Origin of the sequence: Archangium violaceum, from assembly GCF_016887565.1 — a bacterium.
GTDB lineage: Bacteria > Myxococcota > Myxococcia > Myxococcales > Myxococcaceae > Archangium > Archangium violaceum_B.
This window is the reverse complement of sequence record NZ_CP069396.1, coordinates 2,490,653-2,512,194: the sequence shown is the minus strand read 5'-3', so window position 1 is coordinate 2,512,194 and position 21,542 is coordinate 2,490,653. Positions and strand designations below refer to the sequence as shown.

Annotated in this window: 17 protein-coding genes; 9 read left to right on the top strand and 8 right to left on the bottom strand. The window is 70.4% G+C overall.

Annotation, left to right across the window (positions count from 1 at the left end; genetic code table 11):
• Positions 1 to 47: 47 nt before the first annotated feature.
• Genes JRI60_RS10430 through JRI60_RS10415 form a run of 4 tightly spaced genes read right to left on the bottom strand, consistent with a single transcriptional unit; the run spans position 48 to position 5,913 of the window.
• Positions 48 to 1,391, bottom strand: a complete 1,344-nt coding sequence (locus JRI60_RS10430; protein WP_204225691.1) for a sigma-54-dependent transcriptional regulator — start codon at positions 1,389 to 1,391, stop codon at positions 48 to 50.
• Positions 1,388 to 3,055 carry a sensor histidine kinase gene (locus tag JRI60_RS10425; RefSeq protein ID WP_204225690.1) on the bottom strand — a complete coding sequence of 556 codons (1,668 nt, stop codon included), beginning with the start codon at positions 3,053 to 3,055 and terminating at the stop codon, positions 1,388 to 1,390. Before JRI60_RS10425 ends, JRI60_RS10430 begins: the two co-directional genes overlap by 4 nt.
• 57 nt (positions 3,056 to 3,112) lie before the next feature.
• Entirely contained in the window at positions 3,113 to 4,627 is a 1,515-nt protein-coding gene (locus JRI60_RS10420) for an MBL fold metallo-hydrolase (RefSeq protein WP_204225689.1), read from the bottom strand.
• Positions 4,624 to 5,913, bottom strand: a complete 1,290-nt coding sequence (locus JRI60_RS10415) for an HD domain-containing protein (RefSeq protein WP_204225688.1) — start codon at positions 5,911 to 5,913, stop codon at positions 4,624 to 4,626. The genes JRI60_RS10420 and JRI60_RS10415 overlap by 4 nt, the downstream gene beginning before the upstream one ends.
• A 110-nt stretch (positions 5,914 to 6,023) precedes the next feature.
• Here JRI60_RS10415 and JRI60_RS10410 point away from each other — a divergent pair, with 110 nt between their 5' ends.
• The 4 genes from JRI60_RS10410 (at position 6,024) to JRI60_RS10395 (ending at position 10,405) form a co-directional block, all read left to right on the top strand.
• Positions 6,024 to 7,148 (top strand): D-alanine--D-alanine ligase family protein, encoded by a 1,125-nt coding sequence (locus tag JRI60_RS10410; protein WP_239470449.1) that lies wholly within the window; start codon positions 6,024 to 6,026, stop codon positions 7,146 to 7,148.
• Positions 7,066 to 7,485, top strand: a complete 420-nt coding sequence (locus JRI60_RS10405) for a GNAT family N-acetyltransferase (protein WP_239470448.1) — start codon at positions 7,066 to 7,068, stop codon at positions 7,483 to 7,485. Before JRI60_RS10410 ends, JRI60_RS10405 begins: the two co-directional genes overlap by 83 nt.
• Before the next feature lie 38 nt (positions 7,486 to 7,523).
• The gene (locus JRI60_RS10400) at positions 7,524 to 9,044 is read left to right on the top strand and encodes a transglutaminase-like domain-containing protein (RefSeq protein ID WP_204225686.1); all 1,521 of its coding nucleotides are present in this window, start codon (positions 7,524 to 7,526) and stop codon (positions 9,042 to 9,044) included.
• Positions 9,045 to 9,130: 86 nt separating this feature from the next.
• Positions 9,131 to 10,405: a hypothetical protein gene (locus tag JRI60_RS10395; RefSeq protein ID WP_204225685.1), complete on the top strand. Its 1,275-nt coding sequence runs from the start codon at positions 9,131 to 9,133 to the stop codon at positions 10,403 to 10,405.
• Here the strand turns inward: JRI60_RS10395 and JRI60_RS10390 are convergent.
• Positions 10,402 to 12,492, bottom strand: coding sequence for a thioredoxin domain-containing protein (locus JRI60_RS10390; RefSeq protein ID WP_204225684.1), 2,091 nt, complete (start codon positions 12,490 to 12,492; stop codon positions 10,402 to 10,404). The genes JRI60_RS10395 and JRI60_RS10390 overlap by 4 nt on opposite strands.
• A 193-nt stretch (positions 12,493 to 12,685) precedes the next feature.
• On the opposite strand from JRI60_RS10390, the gene JRI60_RS10385 reads away from it, so the two are divergent.
• Positions 12,686 to 14,008 (top strand): ArnT family glycosyltransferase, encoded by a 1,323-nt coding sequence (locus tag JRI60_RS10385; RefSeq protein ID WP_204225683.1) that lies wholly within the window; start codon positions 12,686 to 12,688, stop codon positions 14,006 to 14,008.
• A 30-nt stretch (positions 14,009 to 14,038) separates the two neighbouring features.
• Here JRI60_RS10385 and JRI60_RS10380 read toward each other — a convergent pair whose 3' ends face one another.
• Entirely contained in the window at positions 14,039 to 15,814 is a 1,776-nt protein-coding gene (locus tag JRI60_RS10380) for a DUF7594 domain-containing protein (protein WP_239470447.1), read from the bottom strand.
• Between the two features lie 219 nt (positions 15,815 to 16,033).
• Here JRI60_RS10380 and JRI60_RS10375 point away from each other — a divergent pair, with 219 nt between their 5' ends.
• Entirely contained in the window at positions 16,034 to 16,360 is a 327-nt protein-coding gene (locus JRI60_RS10375) for a CBS domain-containing protein (protein ID WP_239470446.1), read from the top strand.
• Positions 16,361 to 16,374: 14 nt separating this feature from the next.
• Complete coding sequence (locus JRI60_RS10370; protein WP_204225681.1) at positions 16,375 to 18,195, top strand: hypothetical protein; 1,821 nt, start codon at positions 16,375 to 16,377, stop codon at positions 18,193 to 18,195.
• Between the two features lies 1 nt (position 18,196).
• On the opposite strand, the gene JRI60_RS10365 is transcribed toward JRI60_RS10370, so the two are convergent.
• Complete coding sequence (locus JRI60_RS10365; RefSeq protein ID WP_204225680.1) at positions 18,197 to 19,033, bottom strand: DUF692 domain-containing protein; 837 nt, start codon at positions 19,031 to 19,033, stop codon at positions 18,197 to 18,199.
• Complete coding sequence (locus JRI60_RS10360; protein ID WP_204225679.1) at positions 19,030 to 19,980, bottom strand: TIGR04222 domain-containing membrane protein; 951 nt, start codon at positions 19,978 to 19,980, stop codon at positions 19,030 to 19,032. Before JRI60_RS10360 ends, JRI60_RS10365 begins: the two co-directional genes overlap by 4 nt.
• A gap of 116 nt (positions 19,981 to 20,096) precedes the next feature.
• On the opposite strand from JRI60_RS10360, the gene JRI60_RS10355 reads away from it, so the two are divergent.
• Positions 20,097 to 20,639: a DUF350 domain-containing protein gene (locus JRI60_RS10355; protein WP_204225678.1), complete on the top strand. Its 543-nt coding sequence runs from the start codon at positions 20,097 to 20,099 to the stop codon at positions 20,637 to 20,639.
• Between the two features lie 6 nt (positions 20,640 to 20,645).
• Positions 20,646 to 21,542, top strand: a complete 897-nt coding sequence (locus tag JRI60_RS10350; protein WP_239470445.1) for a transglutaminase-like domain-containing protein — start codon at positions 20,646 to 20,648, stop codon at positions 21,540 to 21,542.

Genomic DNA, 21,542 nt, shown 5'->3' with positions numbered 1-21,542 from the left:
ATTCCTGCTTTCTAAGGAAGCACACGTTCTAGCGGTCGTGCGCGCGCCTACTCCTCACCCAGCCGTCGAAGGAAGGTGGGATAGGAGATGCCGAGTGCCCGGGCGGCATCCATCCGGCGCCCGTCCAGCAGCCCGAGCACATGCCGCACATACATCCGCTCCACGGCTTCCAGGGGCAGCGGCGGACCGGATACGACGAAGGCGTGGGGATCTCCCAGCGCGGACGGGCCTGGACCGCCCGGCGCGAGCGCCTCCAGCTCCAGGGCGGGGCCCGCCTCGAGCACCAGGGCGCGCTCGAGCACGTTGCGCAGCTCGCGCACGTTGCCGGGGAAGGGGTAGCTGGCGAGCCGCTCGCGGGCGGCGGCGGAGAAGCCCACCGGGCGGCGGCCCAGCTCCGCGCACAGCTCGACCACCAGGGACTCGGCCAGCGGCAGCACGTCCTCGCGCCGCGACCGCAGGGGAGGCACCTCCACCTTGAAGACACTCAGACGGAAGTAGAGGTCCTCGCGGAAGCGGCCGGCGGCCACCTCCTCGGTGAGGTTGCGGTTGGTGGCGGCCACCACGCGCGCACTGCTGCTCAGCTCGGTGCTGCCCCCCAGCCGCCGGAAGGCGCCCTTGTCCAGGAAGGTGAGCAGCTTGGCCTGCAACGGCAGCGGCAGCTCTCCCACCTCGTCGAGGAAGAGCAGGCCTCCGTTGGCCACCTCCACCAGGCCGCGCCGGGCGGTGCGCGCATCGGTGAAGGCACCCCGCTCGTGGCCGAACAGCTCGCTCTCCACCATGGTGTCCGGGAGGGCGGCGCAGTTGACGTGGACGAAGGGCCCCTGCTCCTCGCGCAGCAGGTGCAGGTGACGGGCGATCACCTCCTTGCCCACGCCCGTCTCCCCCAGCAGGAGGACGGGGCTGCGGGGCGAGGTGGCGATGCGCTCGAGCATCAGCAGCGTCTGGCGCATGGCGGGCGAGTGCGGCACCAGCAGGCGCCGCCGGCCCTCCAGCGCGCTCTCCGCCCGGCGCAACCGCTCCTGCAGCCGCATGTCCTCGGCGGCGCGGCGCGCGCGCAACACCAGGTCGTCCAGCTCCACTGGCTTGGACAGGTAGTCGCGCGCGCCCGCCTTGATGGCCTCCACCGCGCTGGCGATGTCCCCGTGCGCCGTCACCATCAGCACCACGGTGCCGGGCACCTGGGCGCGCAGTTCGGGCAGGAAGGTGAGCCCGTCGCCATCCGGCAGCCGGCGGTCGAGGATGACCAGGTCGGGGGCCTCCCGCGTCAGGGCCGCGCGCGTCTCGTGCAGCGAGCGGGCCGTGCGGACGCGGAACCCCTCCTGGGAGAGGACGGAGGCGGCGAGCGAGGCGAAGGTGCGATCATCGTCCACCAGGAGCAGGGAGGAACTCATGCGGTGCTCTCCAGGGGAAGGCGGAGGGTGAAGCGGCTGCCGTCGGGCAGGCGGGTATAGGTGAGACTACCTCCGTGGGCCTCCACGGCGGCACGGGCCATGGGCAGACCCAGGCCCACGCCCTTGGCCCGCGCGGTGGCGAAGGGCTCCCACAGGCGCGGCTCCAGATCCGGATCCACCCCGCCCGCGTTGTCCTCCACCATCAGCACGGCCTCGCCCGCCTCGCGCGTGAGGGCCACCCGCACCCAGGGCGAGGGACGCAGGCCCGTGTCGCGCGCCACCGCGCCCGCCTCCACCGCGTTGCGCAAGAGGTTGTCGACGGCGGACACCAGCAGCGCCGGGTCGGCCTGGACGGTGACGCCCTCGGCCAGCACCACCGACACGGGCACGTCCTCGGCCTCCGGCAGCAGGCGCACCGACTGCAGGGCCTCCTCCACCAGCAGGCGCAGCTCGCAGGTGCGGCGCAGGGCGGGCCGCGGCGCGCCGAAGGACAACAGCGAGCGCGCCAGGTGCCCCAGCCGCTGCACCTGGGCTCGCAGGGCGGGCAGGGCCACCTCTCCCGCGGAGGCGGCGGGCCGTAACAGGGAGAGCGCGGCCTGGATGCCATTGAGGGCGTTCTTCACCTCATGGGCGATGAGCTGGCTGGCGGAACCCAGCGCGGCCATCGTCTCCTGGTGCCGCAGCCGATCCTCGGCGGCGATCAGCGAGTGGTACGAGCGCCGCAGCAGGAAGGTGAAGATGAGCAGGGTGCTGCCCAGCAGGGCGACGTGGAAGAGGAACTGCCCGAGGAAGCGGCGCCGCAGCCGCGCGATGTCCCGCTCCTCGTTCTCCAGCACGGCCAGCACCATGCCGCTGATCCCCGCCGGGGCGGGGACCGGGGCCGCCGCGCCCAGCATGCGTGAGCCCCCCAGGATGAGGGGGCCCGGATCCATGACCAGGGCGCGCACGAGCGCGGCGCGCTCCCGGGTCCACACGAAACGCGGCAGGGGCGCGGGCAGCAGCAGCTGGCCATTGCCGTCCAGCAGCAGCACCATGTCCGCGCCTCCCGACTGGACGCCGGGAAGCGGGCGGGCGCCCGCCCTCAGCTCGCCCACCAGCAACCCCCGCACCTGCCCGCCGCGCACGATGGGCACCGCCACCACCAGGGGCCCTTCGTTCCCCTCCAGCAGGCTGATGTCCGACACACCGCTGCTCAGCACCCGGCGGAACCAGGGGCGGGTATTCAGGGAGGAGTCCCCCAGCGTCATCTGGGGCGGGTCGCTCCACACGCGCTCCCCCTTGAGGGTGAGCAGGGCCACGCCCTCGGAGAAGAGCGGCGAGTGGTGGAGGGCCCTGTCCAGCACGGCCTTCTCCAGGATGGAGGGGCCATCCTCGGGGGACAGCTGGGGGTGCTCGGCCAGGCGGCGCAGCTCGGCCTCCAGCAGCCCCAGGTGCACGCCCAGCGCGTCGGCCTGGACATGGGCCTGGTTGGAGAGGTGCCCGAGCACCTCCTCGCGGGCGTTGCGCAGATCCTCATGGTAGGCGAGCAGGGGGCTGGCCAACGCCACCAGGCCGAGCAGCGCCAGTCCCAGCATGGCGGAGCGGCCGGCACGCTGCTGCGCGCGCGCGAGCTCCCCGAGGGCGGAAGCCAGGGAGGAGACCGGCAGGGGGGGCGGTCGCGACATGGGGCGCATCATGCGTCAACCGCCCGCGCCCGTACCTTCTTTCCGCACGTCCCCCGTTCACACCCGGAAGTAGCGGCCGGAGGACTCCCGCAGCCGGCCCTCCTGCTCCAGCTTCAGCAGGACCGCCAGCGCACTTCGCTCCGCCACGGGGTGAAGAAACGGCGGAGTCTCCGCGTACGCACGCTCCACGACGTCCGCGAGCGTCGCGCCCTCCGCCGGAACCGCCTCCACGATGCGCGCCTCGCGCGCCGCCCGGTGGTCCAGGTACTCCTGGAGCTTCCCCGGCCCGTCCGGAATCGCCGCCCCGTGCGACGGGTGCAGCGTCGTCACCGGCCAGTCCCGCAGCCGCGCGAGCTGCTTCAGGTACTCGCCCATGTCGCCCTCGGGCGGATCGATGACGATGGTGCCCACGCTCGCCACCATGTCCCCCACCACCGCCGCGTGCGTGCGCTCGTCCACGAGGGTCAGGTGGCCGCGGGCGTGTCCCGGCGTGTACAGCACCCGCCAGCGCTGCACCGGCGTCCCCGCCAGCTCCAGCACCTCGCCATCCTCCAGCAGCCGCTCCGTCGGCACGTCCAGCCGGTCCGCCGTCCGTGCGTGGCACCACAGCGGCACGCCCAACCGCGCCTTCACCAGGCCCACTCCGCCGACGTGGTCTCCATGGTGGTGCGTCAGCAGCACGGCCTTGACCCGGCACCCGTCCGCCACCAGCCCCTCCACCATCGCCAGCAGCCGCGCCACCTCCGCCTCGTCGTCCGCTCCCGGGTCCACGATGAGCAGCTCGCCATTGCCCAGCACGTACGCGTTGGTGTGCGTGGCCGGTGGCAGCGTGGCCGTCCGCAGCGGGAACACCCGCACGCCCTGGTGGAACTCGATGCGCTGCGCGATGAAGTCCGGGCAGTGCGGCTGCTCGCGCAGACGCGCCAGGGCCCGCTCCGGCGAGTCGAAGTCCTCCATCACCCTCAACACGTGCAGGGCGGGCGGGTGCAGCAGCGCCGTCCCCTGCTCCCAGCGCGCGAGCGCCTCGGAGGGCTTCACCCACGCCGCCTCCGACAGCTCTCCGGCCAGCCACTCCGCCCGGGCGTGCGCCGGTGCCTCCACCAGGTAGAAGAACGTGTCGAAGCGGACGGGAGCGAACTCCGGCGTCACCCACCGCCCCGCGTCCGGGAAGTCCTCCGCCCTCAGCGTGAGGCCGTGCCGCTGGAGCAGCTCCGGCCACGTGGCCCGCTTCTCCAGCAGCGCGAGGCGCAGCTCCCGCACCACGTCCGGCGTCAGACGCTCGGCGCCCCCGGCCACCAGCACCCCGGTCTCCTCGAGCAGCTCGCGCGCCGCCGCCACCCGGAGCGCCGCCTCCTGCCCCGAGGCCCCGCGCACCGGCACCTCCGCGTCCGCCTTGTCCACCTTGCCACCCGGGAAGGCGTAGAAGCCCCCGGCGAAGGCGAGCGCCTTCTCGCGCTTCACCCAGAAGACCTCCACACCTCCGGGTGCATTCCGGTACAGCACCACCACCGACGCGGGCCTCGTCGCCGCGACGGGAGGAGGCGGCGGCATTCCAGGAAACGCTTCACTCATGATTGCACCGTCTGGCCCAACAGCCGGGCCATCATGTTGCGCGCGTCTTCGATCTGGTCCGGACGCACGTACAGGCGCGACAGCCGCACCGCGCCGCTGTAGCGCTGGTAGAGCGGCGTGTAGCGCGCCACCTCCGTCAGCCGACCGGTGGACCTGTCGACGATGAAGAGGCTGGGGCCCGAGCCCTCCGAGAAGTACTTGGACAGCACCCCGCGCGACTCCACCGTGAAATGTTCGAAACCGCCCGTCACGAGCGCGCTGCGCAGCACGTCCAGGTCGTAGCCCACGTCCCGCTCGGTGAACTGCGCCAGCAGCTTGAAGCCCTGGCGCGTGGAGATGCGCTGGGCCCACCGGTTCTTCGAGCGCCGCAGCGTGTACCAGAGCGCCACGTCGTCGCAGGTGAGGAAGGCCTCGGGGTCGGAGGGAATCTCGAACTCGCCGGGCGCCTCCTCGTAGTAGCGCCGCAGCATGTAATCGAAGTTCACCGAGGTGTGGTGGTAATAGACCGAGATGAACATGTGGTAGCGGCTGAGGAGGAAGTCCTCGAAGGCGAAGGCCGCCGCCCGGCTCAGCGCCAGGTAGGCGCGCCCGTCCTTCATCGCCGGGTTGAGATTGGAGATGATCCAATCCATGTCGTACCGGCCATAGTTGACTCCCGTATAGAAGGAGTCGCGCACCAGGTAGTCCATGCGGTCCGCGTCGAGCTCCCCGGAGACGATGGCGCGCAGCAGCGGCGTCCAGTCCACCCCGGCGTGCGAGAAGCCCGGGTCCTGCGGGGGCCTGGCGCCGGTGATGAGCCCCACCGCGGCCATGGGGGTGATGCCCTGGGGTCCATAGCGCTGTTCGATGATGGGCGTGAGCGAGCTGTCGAGCAGGAGCTTGGCGGTGAAGTCCTCGTGCGTGGCCTGCTCGCCCTCCGCCACGGCGTCCAGCCAGGAGGGCAGCCGCAACGAGGCCCGCGGAGGCGCGATACGCTCGGAGGCGTGGGAGAGGGGCATGTGCCCCAGGTCATGACAGAGGACGGCCAGACGCACCGCGGCGGCGAAGCGGCTCCTCACCTCCAGGGGAAGCTCGGAGCGGGCCGTCACGGCGTGGAACACCCGGGAGGCCACGCTCATCGCGCCGAGCGAGTGGGCATGCCGGGTGTGGGTTGCACCCGGGAATGCCAGGTCACCGAACCCCAACTGCCGCACATGACGCAGTCGTTGGTAGAACTGACTGTCGATGACGGCCTTCTCCTCGTCACTCACGTCGATGGTGCCGTGGATGGGGTCGCGAATCCGCATGGTTCTCCTCTCATACTTCCGGGAACTGCCTGGCGGCCAGCCAATCGGCCCATCTGTGAACTGTCATCCCCCAGGGGGACGTGCTAACCCTGCCGTACCCAGCGCCACGCATGCATATCGCCATCCTGTACAACCGAGACCATGAGCTGTTGGAGGACGACCCGGGTCGGGAGGCGCGAGAAGACGTGACGCGCGTGGCTTCCGCCTTGTCCGAGGCACTCACCCGGGGCGATACCCACGCCGAGCCGCTCGCCGTCGAGGGCTCCCGGCTGGAGTTCGTGGACGTGCTCGCCCGGATGCAGCCCGACCTGGTCATCAACCTCTGCGAGTCCGTGGCCGCGGACAGCCGGGGCGAGATGGTCATCCCCTGCCTGCTGGACATGCTCGGGCTGCCCTACACCGGCTCGCCGGCCCTGTCCCTGGGCCTGGCGCTGCACAAGGACAAGGCCAAGGAGCTGCTCAAGGTGCGCGGGGTGTCCACCCCGGGCTTCGCGCGGGTGGACCGGCTCGAGGACGTGGGCACGGTGGACCTGCCCTTCCCGCTCATCGTCAAGCCCGCGCGAGAGGACGCCAGCATGGGGATTACGGGCGACTCGGTGGTGCACGACCGCGCCGCCCTGGGCCGCGCGGTGGAGGCGGTGCTGCGCACCTTCCACCAGCCCGCCCTCGTGGAGCAGTTCATCCCCGGGCGTGAAATCTACGTGCCGCTGCTGGGCAACAACCCGCGCCGGGCGCTGCCGCTCACGGAGATCCGCTTCGGCAAGCACTTCGAGGACCGGCCCAACATCGTCACCTACGCGGCGAAGTGGGAGTCCAACTCGCCCGACTACCAGGACAGCCCCTCGGCGCCCTGTCAGCTGGAGGACGCCGCGCTGGAGGCCCGTCTGGTGAAGACGGCGGTGGACGCCTTCGCCGCCCTCGAGTGCCAGGACTACGGGCGCGTGGACCTCCGGGTGTCACCCGAGGGCGTGCCGTACGTCATAGACATCAACCCCAACTGCGACCTTCATCCGGACGCGGGATTCGCCAAGGCCGCGCGCGCGGCCGGCATCGACTACCCCGCCCTGGCCACCCGGCTGGTGGAGATCGCCCTGGAGAGAGCCCATGGACATCCGACCACTCGAAGGAAAGGACCGGGAGCAGCTCGCTTCCTTGATCCAGCGAATCGAAACGTTCTCGCCGGAAGAAGTAACGGTCGCAATCGAGCTCGTCGATCTCGCGCTTCAGCCGAATAACCAGGACTACAAGATCCTCGTCGCGGACCGGGACGGCAAGCTGGTGGGGTACGTGTGCTACGGCCCCACGCCGATGACGGAGGGGACGTACGACCTGTATTGGATCGCCTCGGACCCGGCGGTGCGCGGCCAGGGCGTGGGCGCCTCGCTCATCTCCGGCATGGAGGGAGACCTGCGGCGCCAGAAGGCCCGGCTCATCCGCGTGGAGACGAGCGCCACCGAGGCCTACGGCCCCACCCGCGGCTTCTACGCCTCCATGAAGTACAACGAGGAGGCGCGCATCCGTGACTTCTACAAGGTCGGCGACGACCTGATCATGCTCACCAAGCGACTCTAAGAAGAGGCTCCAGGCCCCGCGCCGGAGCGCCCTGAGCGATGCGACTGCCCAGAAGACATGCCCTCCTCCCGCTGAGCGCCGCGCTGTTGAGCCTGGCGCTCGTGCAGTGCAAGCAGCAGCACAACGCGCCCGAGGCCCCCAGGCCCCAGGCGCAACAGCAGGCCCAGCAGGCCCCTGCCGCCGTCTCCGACGTGCTCAAGGCGCGCCGGCCCCAGGGCGGCGAGTACATGGGGCTGTACCTGGTGGACAAGAAGGTGGGCTACGTCTTCACCGACCTGGCCCCCATCCCGGGCCGCGCGGACCGGGTGCGCAGCATCCAGGAGCTGCACTTCAAGGCCAACGTGGGCACGCGGGTGTCGGAGCGCGTCCACCGGGAGGAGCGCATCTACGAGGCCGGCCCCCGGGGGCGGTTGGTGGCCTTCACCATCGAGCAGCGCGGGGACGGCGGCACGCAGACGCTGGTGGGCACCGCCTCGCCCACCGGGGTGAGCGTGGTGCGCAAGCGGCCGGGACTGGCGGACGAGACGGTGAACCTGCCGCCCACCACGGAGGTGGTGGAGGACGCCGACCAGGTGCGCGTGGCCATCCTGCGCCAGGCGAACGTGGACGGCAGCATGCTGGATGGGACGGACCTCGGCACGTACAAGCTCAGCACCACGGTGCGGCCCACCGAGGAGCGGCTCGTGAGCGGGGTGAAGGTGAAGGTGGGCAAGGCCGTCAGCGTCTCGGAGAAGGAGAAGGTGCCCGTCACGGCGTACGTGGCCGAGGACGGACGGACGCTGGAGCTGGAGTACGGGCAGACGATGAAGGCCCGTGCCGAGCCCGAGGAGGTGGCGAAGCGGTTGGACACGGTGGAGGTGTTCGGCCTCACGCGTGTGGTGCTGCCCCGGGCGCTGCCTCCCGAGGCGCACACCATTCCCGGCAAGGTGACGCTGGTGATGAAGGACCTGCCGGAGAAGTTCCAGCGGGACACCTACCGGCAGAAGTACCAGCCGCGGCCGGACGGGAGCGTGCAGGTGACGCTGTCCGCGAAGGCGCCCGAGCCGAAGAGCCTCAAGCCTCGGCCGCTCGCGGACCCCGAGGGGGGCAAGAACCTTGAGACGTCCATCATCATCGAGAGCGACAACCCGCGCATCCGCGAGCAGGCCGAGCAGCTCGTGGGAGGCGAGAAGGACGCCTACACGGCGGCGAAGAAGATCGTCACCTGGGTGGCGACCACGCTGCAGAAGGACTACGGGGCGAGCGCGGACCGGGCCACGGACGTGCTGCGCCAACGCAAGGGTGACTGCACGGAGCACTCGCTGCTGACGGTGTCGCTGCTGCGCGCGGTCGGCATCCCCGCCCGGCGCGTGGACGGCGTCATCTACATGGTGAACCAGGACGGCGTGCCGGCGCTCTACTGGCACGAGTGGGTGGAGGCCTTCGTGGGCGAGTGGACCCAGATGGATCCCACCTTCAACCAGGTGGTCGCGGATGCCACCCACTTCGGCGTGGGCCTGGAGGGAAACGCGGAAATCACGCCCCTCATCGGCCAGCTCAAGGTCGTCGAGGTGAAGTAGGACCCCGCCAGGGGGCCCCCCTTGGCAATGCGTCTGGAAGTCGACTATTCAACCCCCGCCTTTATGGCGTTTGTAACGGGGGTTCCATGAACAAGTTGACTCAGAAGTTCCTGGTGGTCTCGGTGCTGGCCCTCGCGGGCTGCGATCGGGAGACCAACCATGGCCGGCTCGTCGGTTTCGTGGTGGATGGGCAGAGCGGGCAGCGGCTGAACTTCTTCAAGGCCGATGGCGACAAGCAGAACGTCGACGACGACAAGGACAGCCAGAGCCAGGTGTACGCCGTCATCGACGGCGAGTTCCGCCGCGCGAAGCCGTGCGGCAGCGGCGATCTGACCGAGAAGAACGCCATCGAGGCGGACGGGTGCTTCCAGCTCGAGGACATCCCCGAGGGGATGACCATCCCGATCTTCGCGCAGGCGCCGAACTACGAGCGGTTCGTCGGGGAGTACACGTACGAGGAGCTCGACGACGACATCGAGCACTCGCAGCGGGTGGCCAACATCCGGCTGTTCCCCAAGGGCTTCTCGGTGGATTACCGGTTCAACGTGAGCTACGGCAACCAGCCGGTCGCCAAGACCCAGGTCTTCTGCCAGTACCTGGCGGTGAATGACAACTCGCTGCAGGTCGATGGCGAGTTCCTCACGCCGAAGAACACCAGCACCACCACCGTCAGCGCCACCACGGGTGACGATGGCGTGGCGGTCATCCCGGGCGCGCAGCTCGTCAACGGCGCCAGCTACCACTGCGAGGCGGTGCTGAGCCAGCCCCTGGATGGGCGGACGCTGGCGGGCCAGGCCAACATCGTGGCGGGCGTGAGCCAGGGCGATCAGCTGATCGCGCTGTCGGCCAGTGGCACGACGGACCCCACCCTCTACGCGGTGCGCTCCAACATCGATGACCCGAACGTGCTGGTGGGCGCGAACGGCAAGCTCATCATCACCTTCAACCGGCCGGTGGAGATCGTCCCGGGCACGGCCAACTGCCAGACGGCCACCGCGTCCGCCCCGGACACGGACAACGACAGGGCCCCCGCCGGCACGCTCGTCACGGACGATCCCACCAACGCCGTGTCGGAGCAGGTCACCGTGGATGTCTCGGGTGACGGGCTCACGATGTCGATTGGCTTCAGGGCGGCGACGACCTTCGACACGGATGACCGCGGCACCACCGTCTCCCTCAATGGCATCGTGGTGCGCCCGCGCGCCACCGCCGATGCCCGCCAGGCGCGCTACATCGGCGCCCTGGGCGCCTGCCCGGCGGCCACGGCCTACGGCGTCGAGAACACGCTGACGCTGAAGAACCAGCGCCTCAGCACGCCGGGCAACACCGCCACCCAGCCCGGCGTCCTCAAGCTCTTCTAGGGCGCTGGCACCAGGGCGAGCTTCCTCGCGAGCTCGCCCGTCTCCGTGACGGGCGGCTCGCAGGCGAAGTGGCGGCACAGGTAGGCGGCTCCGCGGCCGCCTACCGGCCCGCGGCCCTCGAAGGTCTCTCGCATCGACGGTGGCACGGGAGCCCCCGGGTCCTTCCAGGCCAGGGCCACCGTGGGCGCGTAGGTGGTCCGCGTCGCGGAGAGCAGCGACGCCACCGTCTCCCGCGTCCCCGCGAAGGTGAGGCTCGGCGCCCCTTCCATCAGCGCGTCCGCGGCCAGGCCCAGGTGTCCGTAGCCCATCGGGTTCTGCCGCAACTGGTCCCTCATCCGGGACACGTAGCTCTCCGGCAGGTCCAGGTACTGCTTGTTCCCCGTGAGCGCCGCCAGCGCCACCTGCGCCTCCGTCAGCGTCGATGCCCCCGAGGGGAAGGCGTTGTCGAACGTCGCGTAGGTCGCCACCACCAGGTCCTGCTGTGACTTCGGCGCCGTCAGGTACGCCCGCTTCTCTCCATCCCAGAAGAGCGCCTCCGCCGCCTTCACCAGCGCCTCCGCCGCCTCCAGGTACCTCGGCTCGAAGGTGGCCTGGTACAGCGCCGTGAGCCCCGAGGCCAGGTCACCATAATCCTCGAGGAAGCCCGGGATGCGCGCCTGCCCCTCCTGGTACGAGCGCAGCAGTCGCTGTCCATCCCACAGCTCCGACAGCAGGAAGTCCGCCGACCGCCGCGCCAGATCCACCCAGTCCGCCCGCTCGAAGACGCGCCCCGCGAAGGCCAGACCCCGGATCATCAGCCCGTTCCACCCCGCGAGGATCTTGTCGTCCCGCCCCGGCTTCACCCGCTTCTCCCGGGCCTCGAAGAGCCGCCGCCGGGCCTCGCCCAGCCGGCGCTCCGTCTCCTCCACGGGAAGCTGGAGCTCCTTCGCCAGCGTCTCCACCGGCACCACCGCCTCCAGCACCGTCGCCCCGTGCTCGAAGTTGCCCGCGGGCGTGATGCGGAAGTAGCGCAGCGCGAGCTCGGCCAGCTCGGGCGCCAGCACCTCGCGCACCTCCTGGGGCTTCCAGACGAAGAACTTCCCCTCCTCGCCCTCGCTGTCCGCGTCCTGGGTGGCGTAGAAGCCGCCGCGCGCGTCCGTCATCTCGCGCCGCACGTATTCCGCCGTCTCCTCCACCACCTTGCGCCACAGCGGACGGGGCTCCACCTGGAACGCCTCGGTGTACAGGTGCAGCAGCTGCGCGTTGTCGTACAGCATCTTCTCGAAGTGCGGCACCGTCCACCGCTCGTCCACCGAGTACCGGTGGAAGCCTCCCCCGAGCTGGTCGTAGATGCCGCCCAGCGCCATCCGCTCCAGGGTCAGCAGCGCCGCCTTCCTCGCGGCCTCGTTCCCGCGGTCGCGCCGCCAGGCCCGCAGCAGCACCGCCACGTTCATCGGGTTGGGGAACTTGGGCGCTCCGCCAAAGCCCCCGTTCACCGGGTCCGCCCGCTTCAGCATGGACTCGGCCATCGCCACGATGTCCTCAGGCCTCAGCGCCGCGGGCGCCGCGTCCAGGCCGTAGCCGGCCAGCTCGCCCAGCCCCTCGCGGAACTCCTCCGACTGGCGCAGCACCTCCTCCCGCTTCGTCACCCAGGCCTCGTGCAGCGCCTCCAGCACCTTGGGGAAGCCCGGCCGCCCGTACCTGTCACTCGGCGGGAAGTACGTGCCCCCGTAGAAGGGCAGCAGGTCCGGCGTGAGGAACACCGTCAGCGGCCACCCGCCCCCCTGCCCCATCAGCTGCACCACGCCCTGGTAGATCTGATCCACGTCCGGCCGCTCCTCGCGGTCCACCTTCACGTTGATGAACCACTCGTTCATCAACCGGGCGATGTCGGGATTCTCGAAGGACTCGTGGGCCATCACGTGGCACCAGTGGCAGGCGGAGTAGCCCACCGAGAGGAGCAGGGGCTTGTTCTCCGCCCGGGCCCTGGCGAAGGCCTCCTCCCCCCAGGGGTACCAGTCCACCGGATTCGAGGCGTGTTGGCGCAGGTAGGGGGAGGGCTCTCGCGCGAGGCGGTTGTTCGCACCGGAGGGCGGAGTCTGGGCCATGGGACGCTCCTGAAGCAGGGGGGGCCACCGTGATAAGAGGCACACGCCGCGCGGGCAAGCTCCTCTGTGGGTCCGTGCTCCCGGGAGCCCCCGAACGTTCAGGGCCGGGCGGAAAAGGGACTGGGCAAACGCTCCCGGTTGCGCTTTGTCCAGGGTCGTGGCCGAGCCCATCCCCACCCGAGCCCCCTCCCCCGTGACGTTCAGCCTCGTGCTGCTGGCGGTGAGCCTCGGGGTGCGGCTCGTGCTCGGGCTCGGCACGGACGTCTACTTCGACGAGGCCTACTACTGGCAATGGGCCCAGCACCTCGACGGGGGCTACTACGACCACCCGCCCCTGGTGGCCTGGCTCATCGCCGTGCTCGGGGTGCGGCTCACGGCGCTGCTCTGTGGCGCGGGCACCGTGGCGGCCGTGTGGGGCTTCGCCCGGGACGTATACGGCCAACGCGAGGCGGCCTGGCGCGCGGCTGCCCTGTGGAGCGTCGTACCCGCGGGCATCCTCGCCGGCGTGTGGGCCACCCCGGACACGCCCCTGCTGCTGTGCTGGGTGCTCGCCCTCTGGGCCCTGTACCGCGAGCGGTGGGTGCTCGCGGGGCTGGCCTGTGGACTGGCGCTGCTGTCCAAGTACCCGGGGGTGCTGCTCGCCGCGGCCTTCGTCGCCGCCTGCGTGCGCGCGCGCCGCCTGCCGGCCGGAGCGTGGCTCACCGCGCTCCTCGGCGTGCTCCTCTTCCTGCCCGTGGTGCTGTGGAACGCCCGGAACGACTGGGTGGGCTTCGCCTTCCAGCTCAAGCACGGCCTCGGGGGCACGGGCGGGTGGCGCACCTTCGGCGAGTTCCTCGCGGGCCAGCTGGCGCTCGGGGGCGCGGTGCTGTTCCCGCTCACGGCGGTGTACGTCCTGCGAGGCCCCCGGGAGCAGTTCCTCCTGCGCGCGGCGGCGGCGGCGCCCCTGCTCCTGTTCGGCTACGCGGCCATCCGCACCCGGGGCGAGGCCAACTGGCCGGCCGCCGCATACCTCTCCGCGTGCGTGGGAGTCGCCGGCATGCGCCCCGGGTGGTTCCGCGCGGCGGCCCTGGCCAACGTGGCCGTGGTGCTCGCGGTGACCTCGCACATCCTCTTCCCGGTGCTGCGCTTCGAGCGCGACGTCATCCTGATGCGCACCCACGGCTGGGCGGAGCTGTCCCGGCTCGGCGAGCCCTCGAAGCTCTTCCCCGGGCTCAAGCGCGACGAGGTGGCCGTGGCGTACGCGCCCAGCTACCAGCTCGCCTCCGAGGTGGCCTACTACTCGCGGTTCACCACGGACACCGCGGGCCAGGCCCGCCGCAGCCAGTACGACCTCTGGGCGGAGCCCGGGGTGTCCCCTGGGCGGGATGCGCTGTGGGTCTCCAATGGGGAGACACCTCCCGAGGAGCTGACCGCGCGCTTCTCCTCGGTGGAGGGTCCGGTGGAGCTGCCCGCCGACTTCCGCGGGCGACGCGTGCACACCTACTCCGTCTGGTGGTTGCGCGACGCGAAGCCCTGAGAGGCGCGAGGGCCGGGGCTCAGCCCCCTCTCACCTGTTCACGTTGCTGTTGTAGAGGTTCCCACCGCCGATGCGGACGTCATTGGCCGCGGTCGTCCCCTGGGCCGCGCTCGTGGCGTACACCACGTAGCCCGCTGAATCATCCAGGTCCACGGTGTTGTCGTGGAAGCTGTTGTTCACGCCCGTCGCATAGCCCGTGCCGTGCGTGCGGACCTGGAAGGCATCCACGACCAGGGTGTTCCCGTTCCGGAAGCCCTGGTTGTAACGAATGAGGGTGTTGACGCCCTTCACGTCCACGAAGCTGTCGGCGCTGTTGGCTCCGGAGATGCCCGTGCCATTGAATGTGCAGTGCTCCACGAGGGTGCCGTCCGCGCCTTCCTTGATGTCGATGTGCTCCGCCGTGATGCCGCCGTCGAAGTTCGTGTATCGGATGACGTTGCCGATGACGACGTGCTCGTACGCCGAGCTGGCATCCGAGCCGACATAGGCGCCTTCACCGTAGGCCGCCTGATACCTGCCCGTGTCGTGGATCCTGGAGTTCTCCAGGGTGTTGTACGAGCTGCCGTCGCGGAAGTGCACGCCCTCGTCGCCGATGACGTGGACCTCGAGGTTGCTCAGCACGTTGCGATTGCCGTTGTCGATCATCACGCCCTTCTGCGCGTTGGTGATGATGAGATCCCGGATCTGCCAATAGTCCCCGGTCAGATGGATGCCATAGGAGCCATCGTTGACCGCGACACCGCGAAGGGTGGCCGGATTGCTCGGGTCGCAGCTCTTCATGACGATCGGGCTGGAAGCCGTGCCGCTCTGGCCCGAGTAGAACAGGCCCTGGCCTCCGGGGTCTCCGCTGGTGCTCCGGCTTCCGGTATAGGTTCCCGGAGCGATGAGGAGGGTGGCGCCGGGAGCCGCGTTCTTCATCGCGTTCTGGATGGCGGCGGTGGTGCTCAGCGCATTGGTGCAGGAGGTCGAGCCACCGCTCGAGGTGGTGGCGCTGACCGTGCTGCTGGCACTGGAGACGTTGCCCGCCGCGTCCCGGGCCTTCACGGAGTAGCTGTAGGTCGTCGAGGCCGCCAGTCCCGTATCGCTCGCCGAGGTGCCACTGACGTTCTTCAGGAAGGCGCCATTGCGGTAGAGCTCATAGCCGGTCACCCCGACGTTGTCCGTCGAGGCGCTCCAGCTCAGGTCGAGCTGGCTGCTGGACACCACGGTGGCCTTCAGGTTCGTGGGCACCGAGGGAGCCTGGGTGTCGCCGCCGCCACCGCCGCCGTCGGCGGTGATCTCCAACTGGGGAGGGTTCGAGGCATTCTCGCTGCTGTTCAACGTGGTGTACTTCCCCACGGTCTCCTGCAGCACGAACGAGACCGTGCCGTCTGCGCTCGCCTGGGCGCTCACGTAGGACGTCACGTCGATGTCGTAGTACTTCGCGGTGGTGTTGATCGGCACACTGCCCACCAGGGAGCCCACGGCGGGCTTGTTGGTCCAGGTGAGGGTCGACTCCGTCCAGGTGTCCGCCGTCTGGGAGGCCGTCAGCGTCGTGGCCGCCGACGCGCTGCCGTACACCCGCAGTCTGGCGCTCGTCACGCCAGAGAGCCCGCTCAGATTGAACTTCAGGTAGGCATGGCGGCTCACGCCCACGTCGTTCTTGACGTACAACGACGTGCTCGAGCCGTAGTTGGACGACACATTGCTCTCATGAGCGTAGGAGTCCTCCGACGGATTCAAGGTCGTGAGGGCCTGCCGCGCCGCGCCCGGGTGCTCCTCCGGCCCGCCCGCGTCCACCCCGCATGCGATGAGCGTGGCGGCCATTGCCGCGACTGTCAGCTGCCGGCCTCTCCCCCATGGCATTCCCTCACGTCGACGATTGTCCACGGTCGTGTTCCCTTTCGGTGATGAGGATTGGCTCCTTGTAATTCGCGTTTATTGCGTTTTCCAGCTTTTCATGGTCGACCTCCCGAGCCCCGCGGCCCATGGCAGGGGGATTGCTAGGTAGCCGGTACCAGGAGTCACACGGGTGGAGGTCGGGGCGTGGACGGGCGAGGGCAGGACGAGGTGGAGGCGCGGGTAGTGGGGGCGGTCATGCTGTTCGCTCAGGACACGGTAGTGGCCGCGCTCCGAGTGATGCAGCAGTACGGAGTGCGCCAACTGCCCGTGGTGGACGAGGAGCACGGCGAGCTGCTGGGCGAGATCACCGATGAGCAGCTGCGGTGGATGTGGACCGTCGCCCCCCTGGCCAGCATGGCGGAAATCCTTTCAGTCCTTCAGGAAGGTTCCCCAGAAGACACTGGCGCCCAGGTGTTGGAGCTCGCGCCGCTCGTGCGCATCCCTGGCGCGCACAACCGTTGGCTGCACTGAGGCTCGCGCTCCGCATGCGACCGCCCCCTGCGCCTTCCTCGTCCCGGACCCGGACACGCTGGCGCCGCGCGCTCTCGTGGGGGCTCGGGGCGTTCCTCCTGCTGCACGCCGTCGTCAACGTCCTGCTCGCCACCGGACTGCTGGCCCGGGTGCTCAACCCGCTGTTCGCCGATCGCATGCAGGTGGGCTGGAGCCACGGCTGGAGCGTGGTTCCCGGGACCGTCCATGTCCGTGAGCTGACATTGACACGGCAGGAGCCGGGGGACGGCCACTGGCGGCTCGACATCGACAGGGCGGAGGTGAACCTGTCCCTCCTGGGTCTGCTGAGGCGGCGGTTCGAGACCGAGTCGCTCGACGTCCAGGGCCTGCGCGTTCGGATCCACCCCGGCAAACCCCGCTCGGGCGAGCTGGAGCTGGAGGGCGCCCCGTGGAAGCTGATGCTGCACGGGGTGACGGTCCACGACGTCCACGCCCTGGAGGTGGATGAGGTCCGGCTCACCGGCATCACGGAAGTCACCGGGGAGATGGAGATGGAGGCGGGGCAGCGCATCTCCATCCGTGACGTGCGGCTGAAGCTCGGACGGGGCGCGCTCACCCTCCAGGGAGAGGCCATGGCGCACGTGGAGGAAGGCACGGGCGGGTTCACCCTCGAGGCCCACCGTCAGGGCACCGGTGCGCAGCTGGATCTCCTCTCCGGCCTGACGGAAGGGCGGCTCCAGCTCTCCGCCGCCCTTCCCTCGTTCGGCGCGATGCAACGGCTGCTCCCCCGGCTGGCGGGAGCCAGACTGGAGGGTGGCGCGGGACGGGTGGAGGTGGACGTCCGCATCCAGGATGGACACCTCGCACCGGGCAGCCGGCTGAAGGGGTCGGGAGAGGCCATCACCCTGCCGGTGGGACCGCTGCGCCTGCGAGCGCCCTGGCGGTTGGAGGGAGACGTACGCGCGGCCGGGGACGAGCCGGCCCGGGTCGGGCTCCGCCTCACCCTGTCACCCGTGCGGGTGGAGAGCAGAAAGGGACAACTGCTGGAGACGTCGGAGGCGCGCATCGTGCTGGTATCGAAGACGGCGCGCCTGGGCCGGGAGCTGCCGGACATGCGGATGGAGCTGCACGCGGCGCGGAGCAACCCGCTGGATCTGCGCGTGCTCAACGCGTGGACGGGACAAGGCTTCCAGGTAGAGTCCGGCCAGGCGAGCCTGGAGGGTTCGACCCGTGGCAACCCCGGGGAAGGCCGGGGCACCGCGCACCTGGAGCTGAGCACGGAGAACCTCCAGTCCCGCTGGGGAGGCACCCTCCTGCGCGGGCGCGTCCTGCTGGACGTCGACGCGCGGAAGCTGGGCGTGCACCGCGATACGGTGAAGCTGGATGGAACCCGCCTGGTGCTGCGCGATGTCTCCGTCCGGACCGGGAAGGACCACGAGCTCGCCTGGAATGGCACCCTCGCCTTCCCGGAGGCCACCCTGTCCCTGTCGTCCCCTCGCATCACGGCACGCTTCAGCGGCAGCTTCTCCAACGCCGCCCCGTTCATCGCCCTGCTCACCGACCAGGGCAGCCTGCCCCACGTGTTGTCACCCCTGCTCACCGCCAGGGACTTGAAGGTCTCCGGTGACGTGTCGATGGGAGAGGACGGCGCGAAGCTGACGAAGCTGCGGGCCCGGGGCGAGGGCCTCGAGCTTCATGGTCAGGCGGACAGCGCCCAGGGCTCCACCCGGGCCGTGTTGCTGGTGAAGGTGGGAACGGTGCCCGTGGGCGTGGAGGTGACACCCGAGGGTGCCCACCTGCAGGTGCTGGAACCCCAGCGCTGGTACGAGCAACGAACCGGCGAGCCCGTGAACTGAGTCAGGCCGCCCGCGCCTCCCAGCGCGCCACGCCGCGCGCCAGTGCCGCCCGGATGCCCTCCAGCTCGGCGGTCAGCTCCTCTGGCGGGGGGAAACGGTCATCCCGCTCGAGCAGGGTCGGCACGGGCCCCACGCGCGCCGCGAGCGCTTCCAACAGGGCCAGCGGCCCCTCGGGTACCGCATGCGCGTGGGTGTCGTGGTACAGGCCACCGCGCTTCACGCCCCCGGCCACGTGCACGTAGGCCAGCCGCTCACGAGGCACCGCCGCCAGCACCGCCGCCGCGTCCGTCCCATGGTTGAGGGCATTGGCGTGCAGGTTGGCCACGTCCAGCAGCAGCCGCGCCCCCGTGCGCTCCAGCACGCCCACCAGCCACTGTGCCTCGGACAGGGCTGGAGCCGGCCATTCGAAGAGGCTCGCCACGTTCTCCAGCGCCAGCGGCACCGGCAGCGCCGCCTCGGCCCGCCGCACGTTCTCCGCCAGCACCTCCAGCATCCGCTCGTCGCGTGGCAGCGGCAGCAGGTGGCCCGACTCCCGGCCTCCCGCGCGCACGAAGCACAGGTGCTCGCTCACGCACACCGCGCCCAACCGCTCGGCCATCCGCGCCAGCCAGTCCAACCTCCGCTGCTCCGGAGGCTCCGCGCTCCCCAGTCCCAGTGACACCGCGTGCAGCACCACCGGCACGCCCCGCTCCATCAGGCCCACCAGCGGCACCGGGAGCGGTCCCGTGGGGCTCAGGTGCTCGGCCAACACCTCCACGAAGCCCAGCTCCCGCGCCCCATCGATGTAATGCGCGAGCTGTCTCCTCCAGCCCAACCCCACGCCCGTCGGCCACCTCAATCCCCACCACCTCCACCCCCACACCCGCCACAACCCCCACCGCCGCCGCTGTCACCCCCGCCGCCGCCGCCACTGTCGCCGGAGTCACTGCTGCCACCGCTGTCGGCGAAGTCACTGCTGCCACCGGTGATGTCCGTGCTGTCGCCGCCGAATCCTCCACCGCCGCTCGGGGGCATCAGGTAGCCGCGCAGATCCCCCATCCCGGACGTCATCAGCATTCCCGTGCCGAAGAGGGCCACCGACAGGGCGACGTCCGAGGCCTTCAGCGACTGCCACGCGCTCTCGGTGGCCGACGTCGTGCTCAGCGCCGAGTTCTGCAACCGCAGCAGCTTCAGCGCCCTGTCTCCCCGCCGCGTGCGCCGGGGGACACTCCACAGGGTCATGAATCCGAGCACCGCGCCGAGCGCGAGCAGCAGCACGAGGAACCCCACCGGCCGGCCACGGAAGAGGCCCACCAGCAGCTTCAGCAGGCCCAGGCCCAGGCCCGCCCCGAAGAAGAGGGCCATGGGGTAGCGCCTGTACCGGGTGGCCTGCTCGTATTCCATCAGGAAGCCGCGGCGGGTCAGGGACTCCTCCAGGTTGTCGAGCTGTTCATCCACCGCCTCCTCGATGTCCCCCACCCCCTCCACCTCTCCGGCCACGGCGGAGTGGACGGCGCGCTCGAAGGGGGAAGCTCTCGACGGTGGCGCGCCCGCCACCTTCAGCTCGCCCTCCTCGAAGCGCAACGACCCGGCGTGCACGAGCGCGGCCAACGCCGCGTTGACGGCCGCCGTGCGACGGTCGAGCACCGCCACCAGATACGGATCCAGCCGCAGCTCGTCGATGCCCGGCTCCGACGATGGCTGGTTCAACGAGCGCTGCCACAGCTTCGCGGCGATGAACATGACCACGAGGTAGGGCACGTAGGTCATCAGGAACTGCGACCCACTCCAGTCCAACGGATTCAAGACATCCCTCCTGCCGGGCATTCGCCCGCTTCGGGTTCCGCCCACTCCTCACTGCGTGTGGCCGTATGTTACACCCTCCGGGGTCCCGGGCTTCCTCCTACACTGCCCGTCCGTCCATGAATCTGCTCCTCGTCGCCGTCGGGCTGTCCAAGGTGGTCTTCGGTGGGCTGGTTGCCGCGCTCGGCATCTGGCTCGCGTTCCGCGGCCTCAACCGCCTGCTCGGCACGGATCCCACCGTCGACCTGGAGAAGGGCAACGTCGCCGCCGGCATCGTCCATGCCGCCAGCCTGCTCGCGCTCGGCCTGCTGGTGCAGAACGCCGTGAACGCCACCTTCGACGCCGTGGACCTCACCATCCGCGGCGCCCCCCTCCACCCCCTGTCCCTGCTGCGGCTGGGCTTCTTCGCCCTCACGCACGTGGGCGTGTCCCTCCTGGTGAGCACCGGCGTGCTCGCCCTGGGCATGGTCCTCTTCGACAAGATGACCCCTGGCGTGGACGAGCTGGCCGAAGTGCGCCGCGGCAACGTGGCCCTCGCGCTCGTGCTGGCCGCCATCCTCGTCGTGTTCGCCCTGCTCACCGCCCCGGGCCTCCAGGCCACCCTCAACGGCCTCATCCCCTTCCCCGAGCTCCCTCCCGCCACGTTCCGCGCACCGGCCTGACCCTCCTTGGACGCCCCGCCATCCAGACCGGGGAAGAGGCTCCTCGGGCTCTTCCTCGTCCTCCTCGCCACCGCGAGCTGCTTCGGCTTCCTCGGGCTGCGCTGGCTCGTCTCGCTGGACGTGAACGCGCTCGCCCCCACCCCGGAGCAGGAGCTTCCGCTCGACCTCTCCGATGCCGATGGCGTCCACCTCGGCGTGGCCCTCGTGCCCCCCTCCACGCCCTTGAGCCAGGCGCGCACCCATGAGTGGCGGGCCACCCCGCTCGTCCCTTCCGAGCACCGGGTCGTCTATGGCCTGGGCGAGTCCCTGGCGAGCTCCCTCGAGGACGAGCACCTGGCGTACGGCCGCCGGATGCGCTTCCGCGCGCTCGGGCCGAACCGCTTCACCTACCACGCGCCTGCCGGGTGCCAGGAGGACATGCGCTGCATCTACGACGAGCTGATTCGCAGCAACGCCGAGCCCGTGCGCGCGCTGGGCACCCGCTTCGTCGAGCACATCCGCGCGCGCAACCTCGGCCCCGTCGAGGCCGCCGAGCTCATCATCACCTTCGTCCAGCACATCCATTACGCGGAGCCCGCGGACCAGCCCTTCGGCATCCTCCCGCCCGCGCTCGTCCCCTCGCAGGACCGCGGCGACTGCGACTCCAAGGCCGTGCTCGCCGTGATGCTGCTGCGCCAGGCCGGTATCGACGCGGCCATCCTCTATTCGGATCCGCTCTCGCACGCCGCCGTGGGCGTGGCCCTCCCCGTGCGCGGCCCCCCCTTCCGCCTCGGCGGCCGCGTGTACCGCTACGCCGAGCTCACCACCGAGGGCTGGCCCCTCGGGATGATTCCTCCCCAGCACGACAAGCCGCACCTCTGGAAGGTCCTGCCCCCTCCAGAGATGCCCGATGAGACGGGGTGA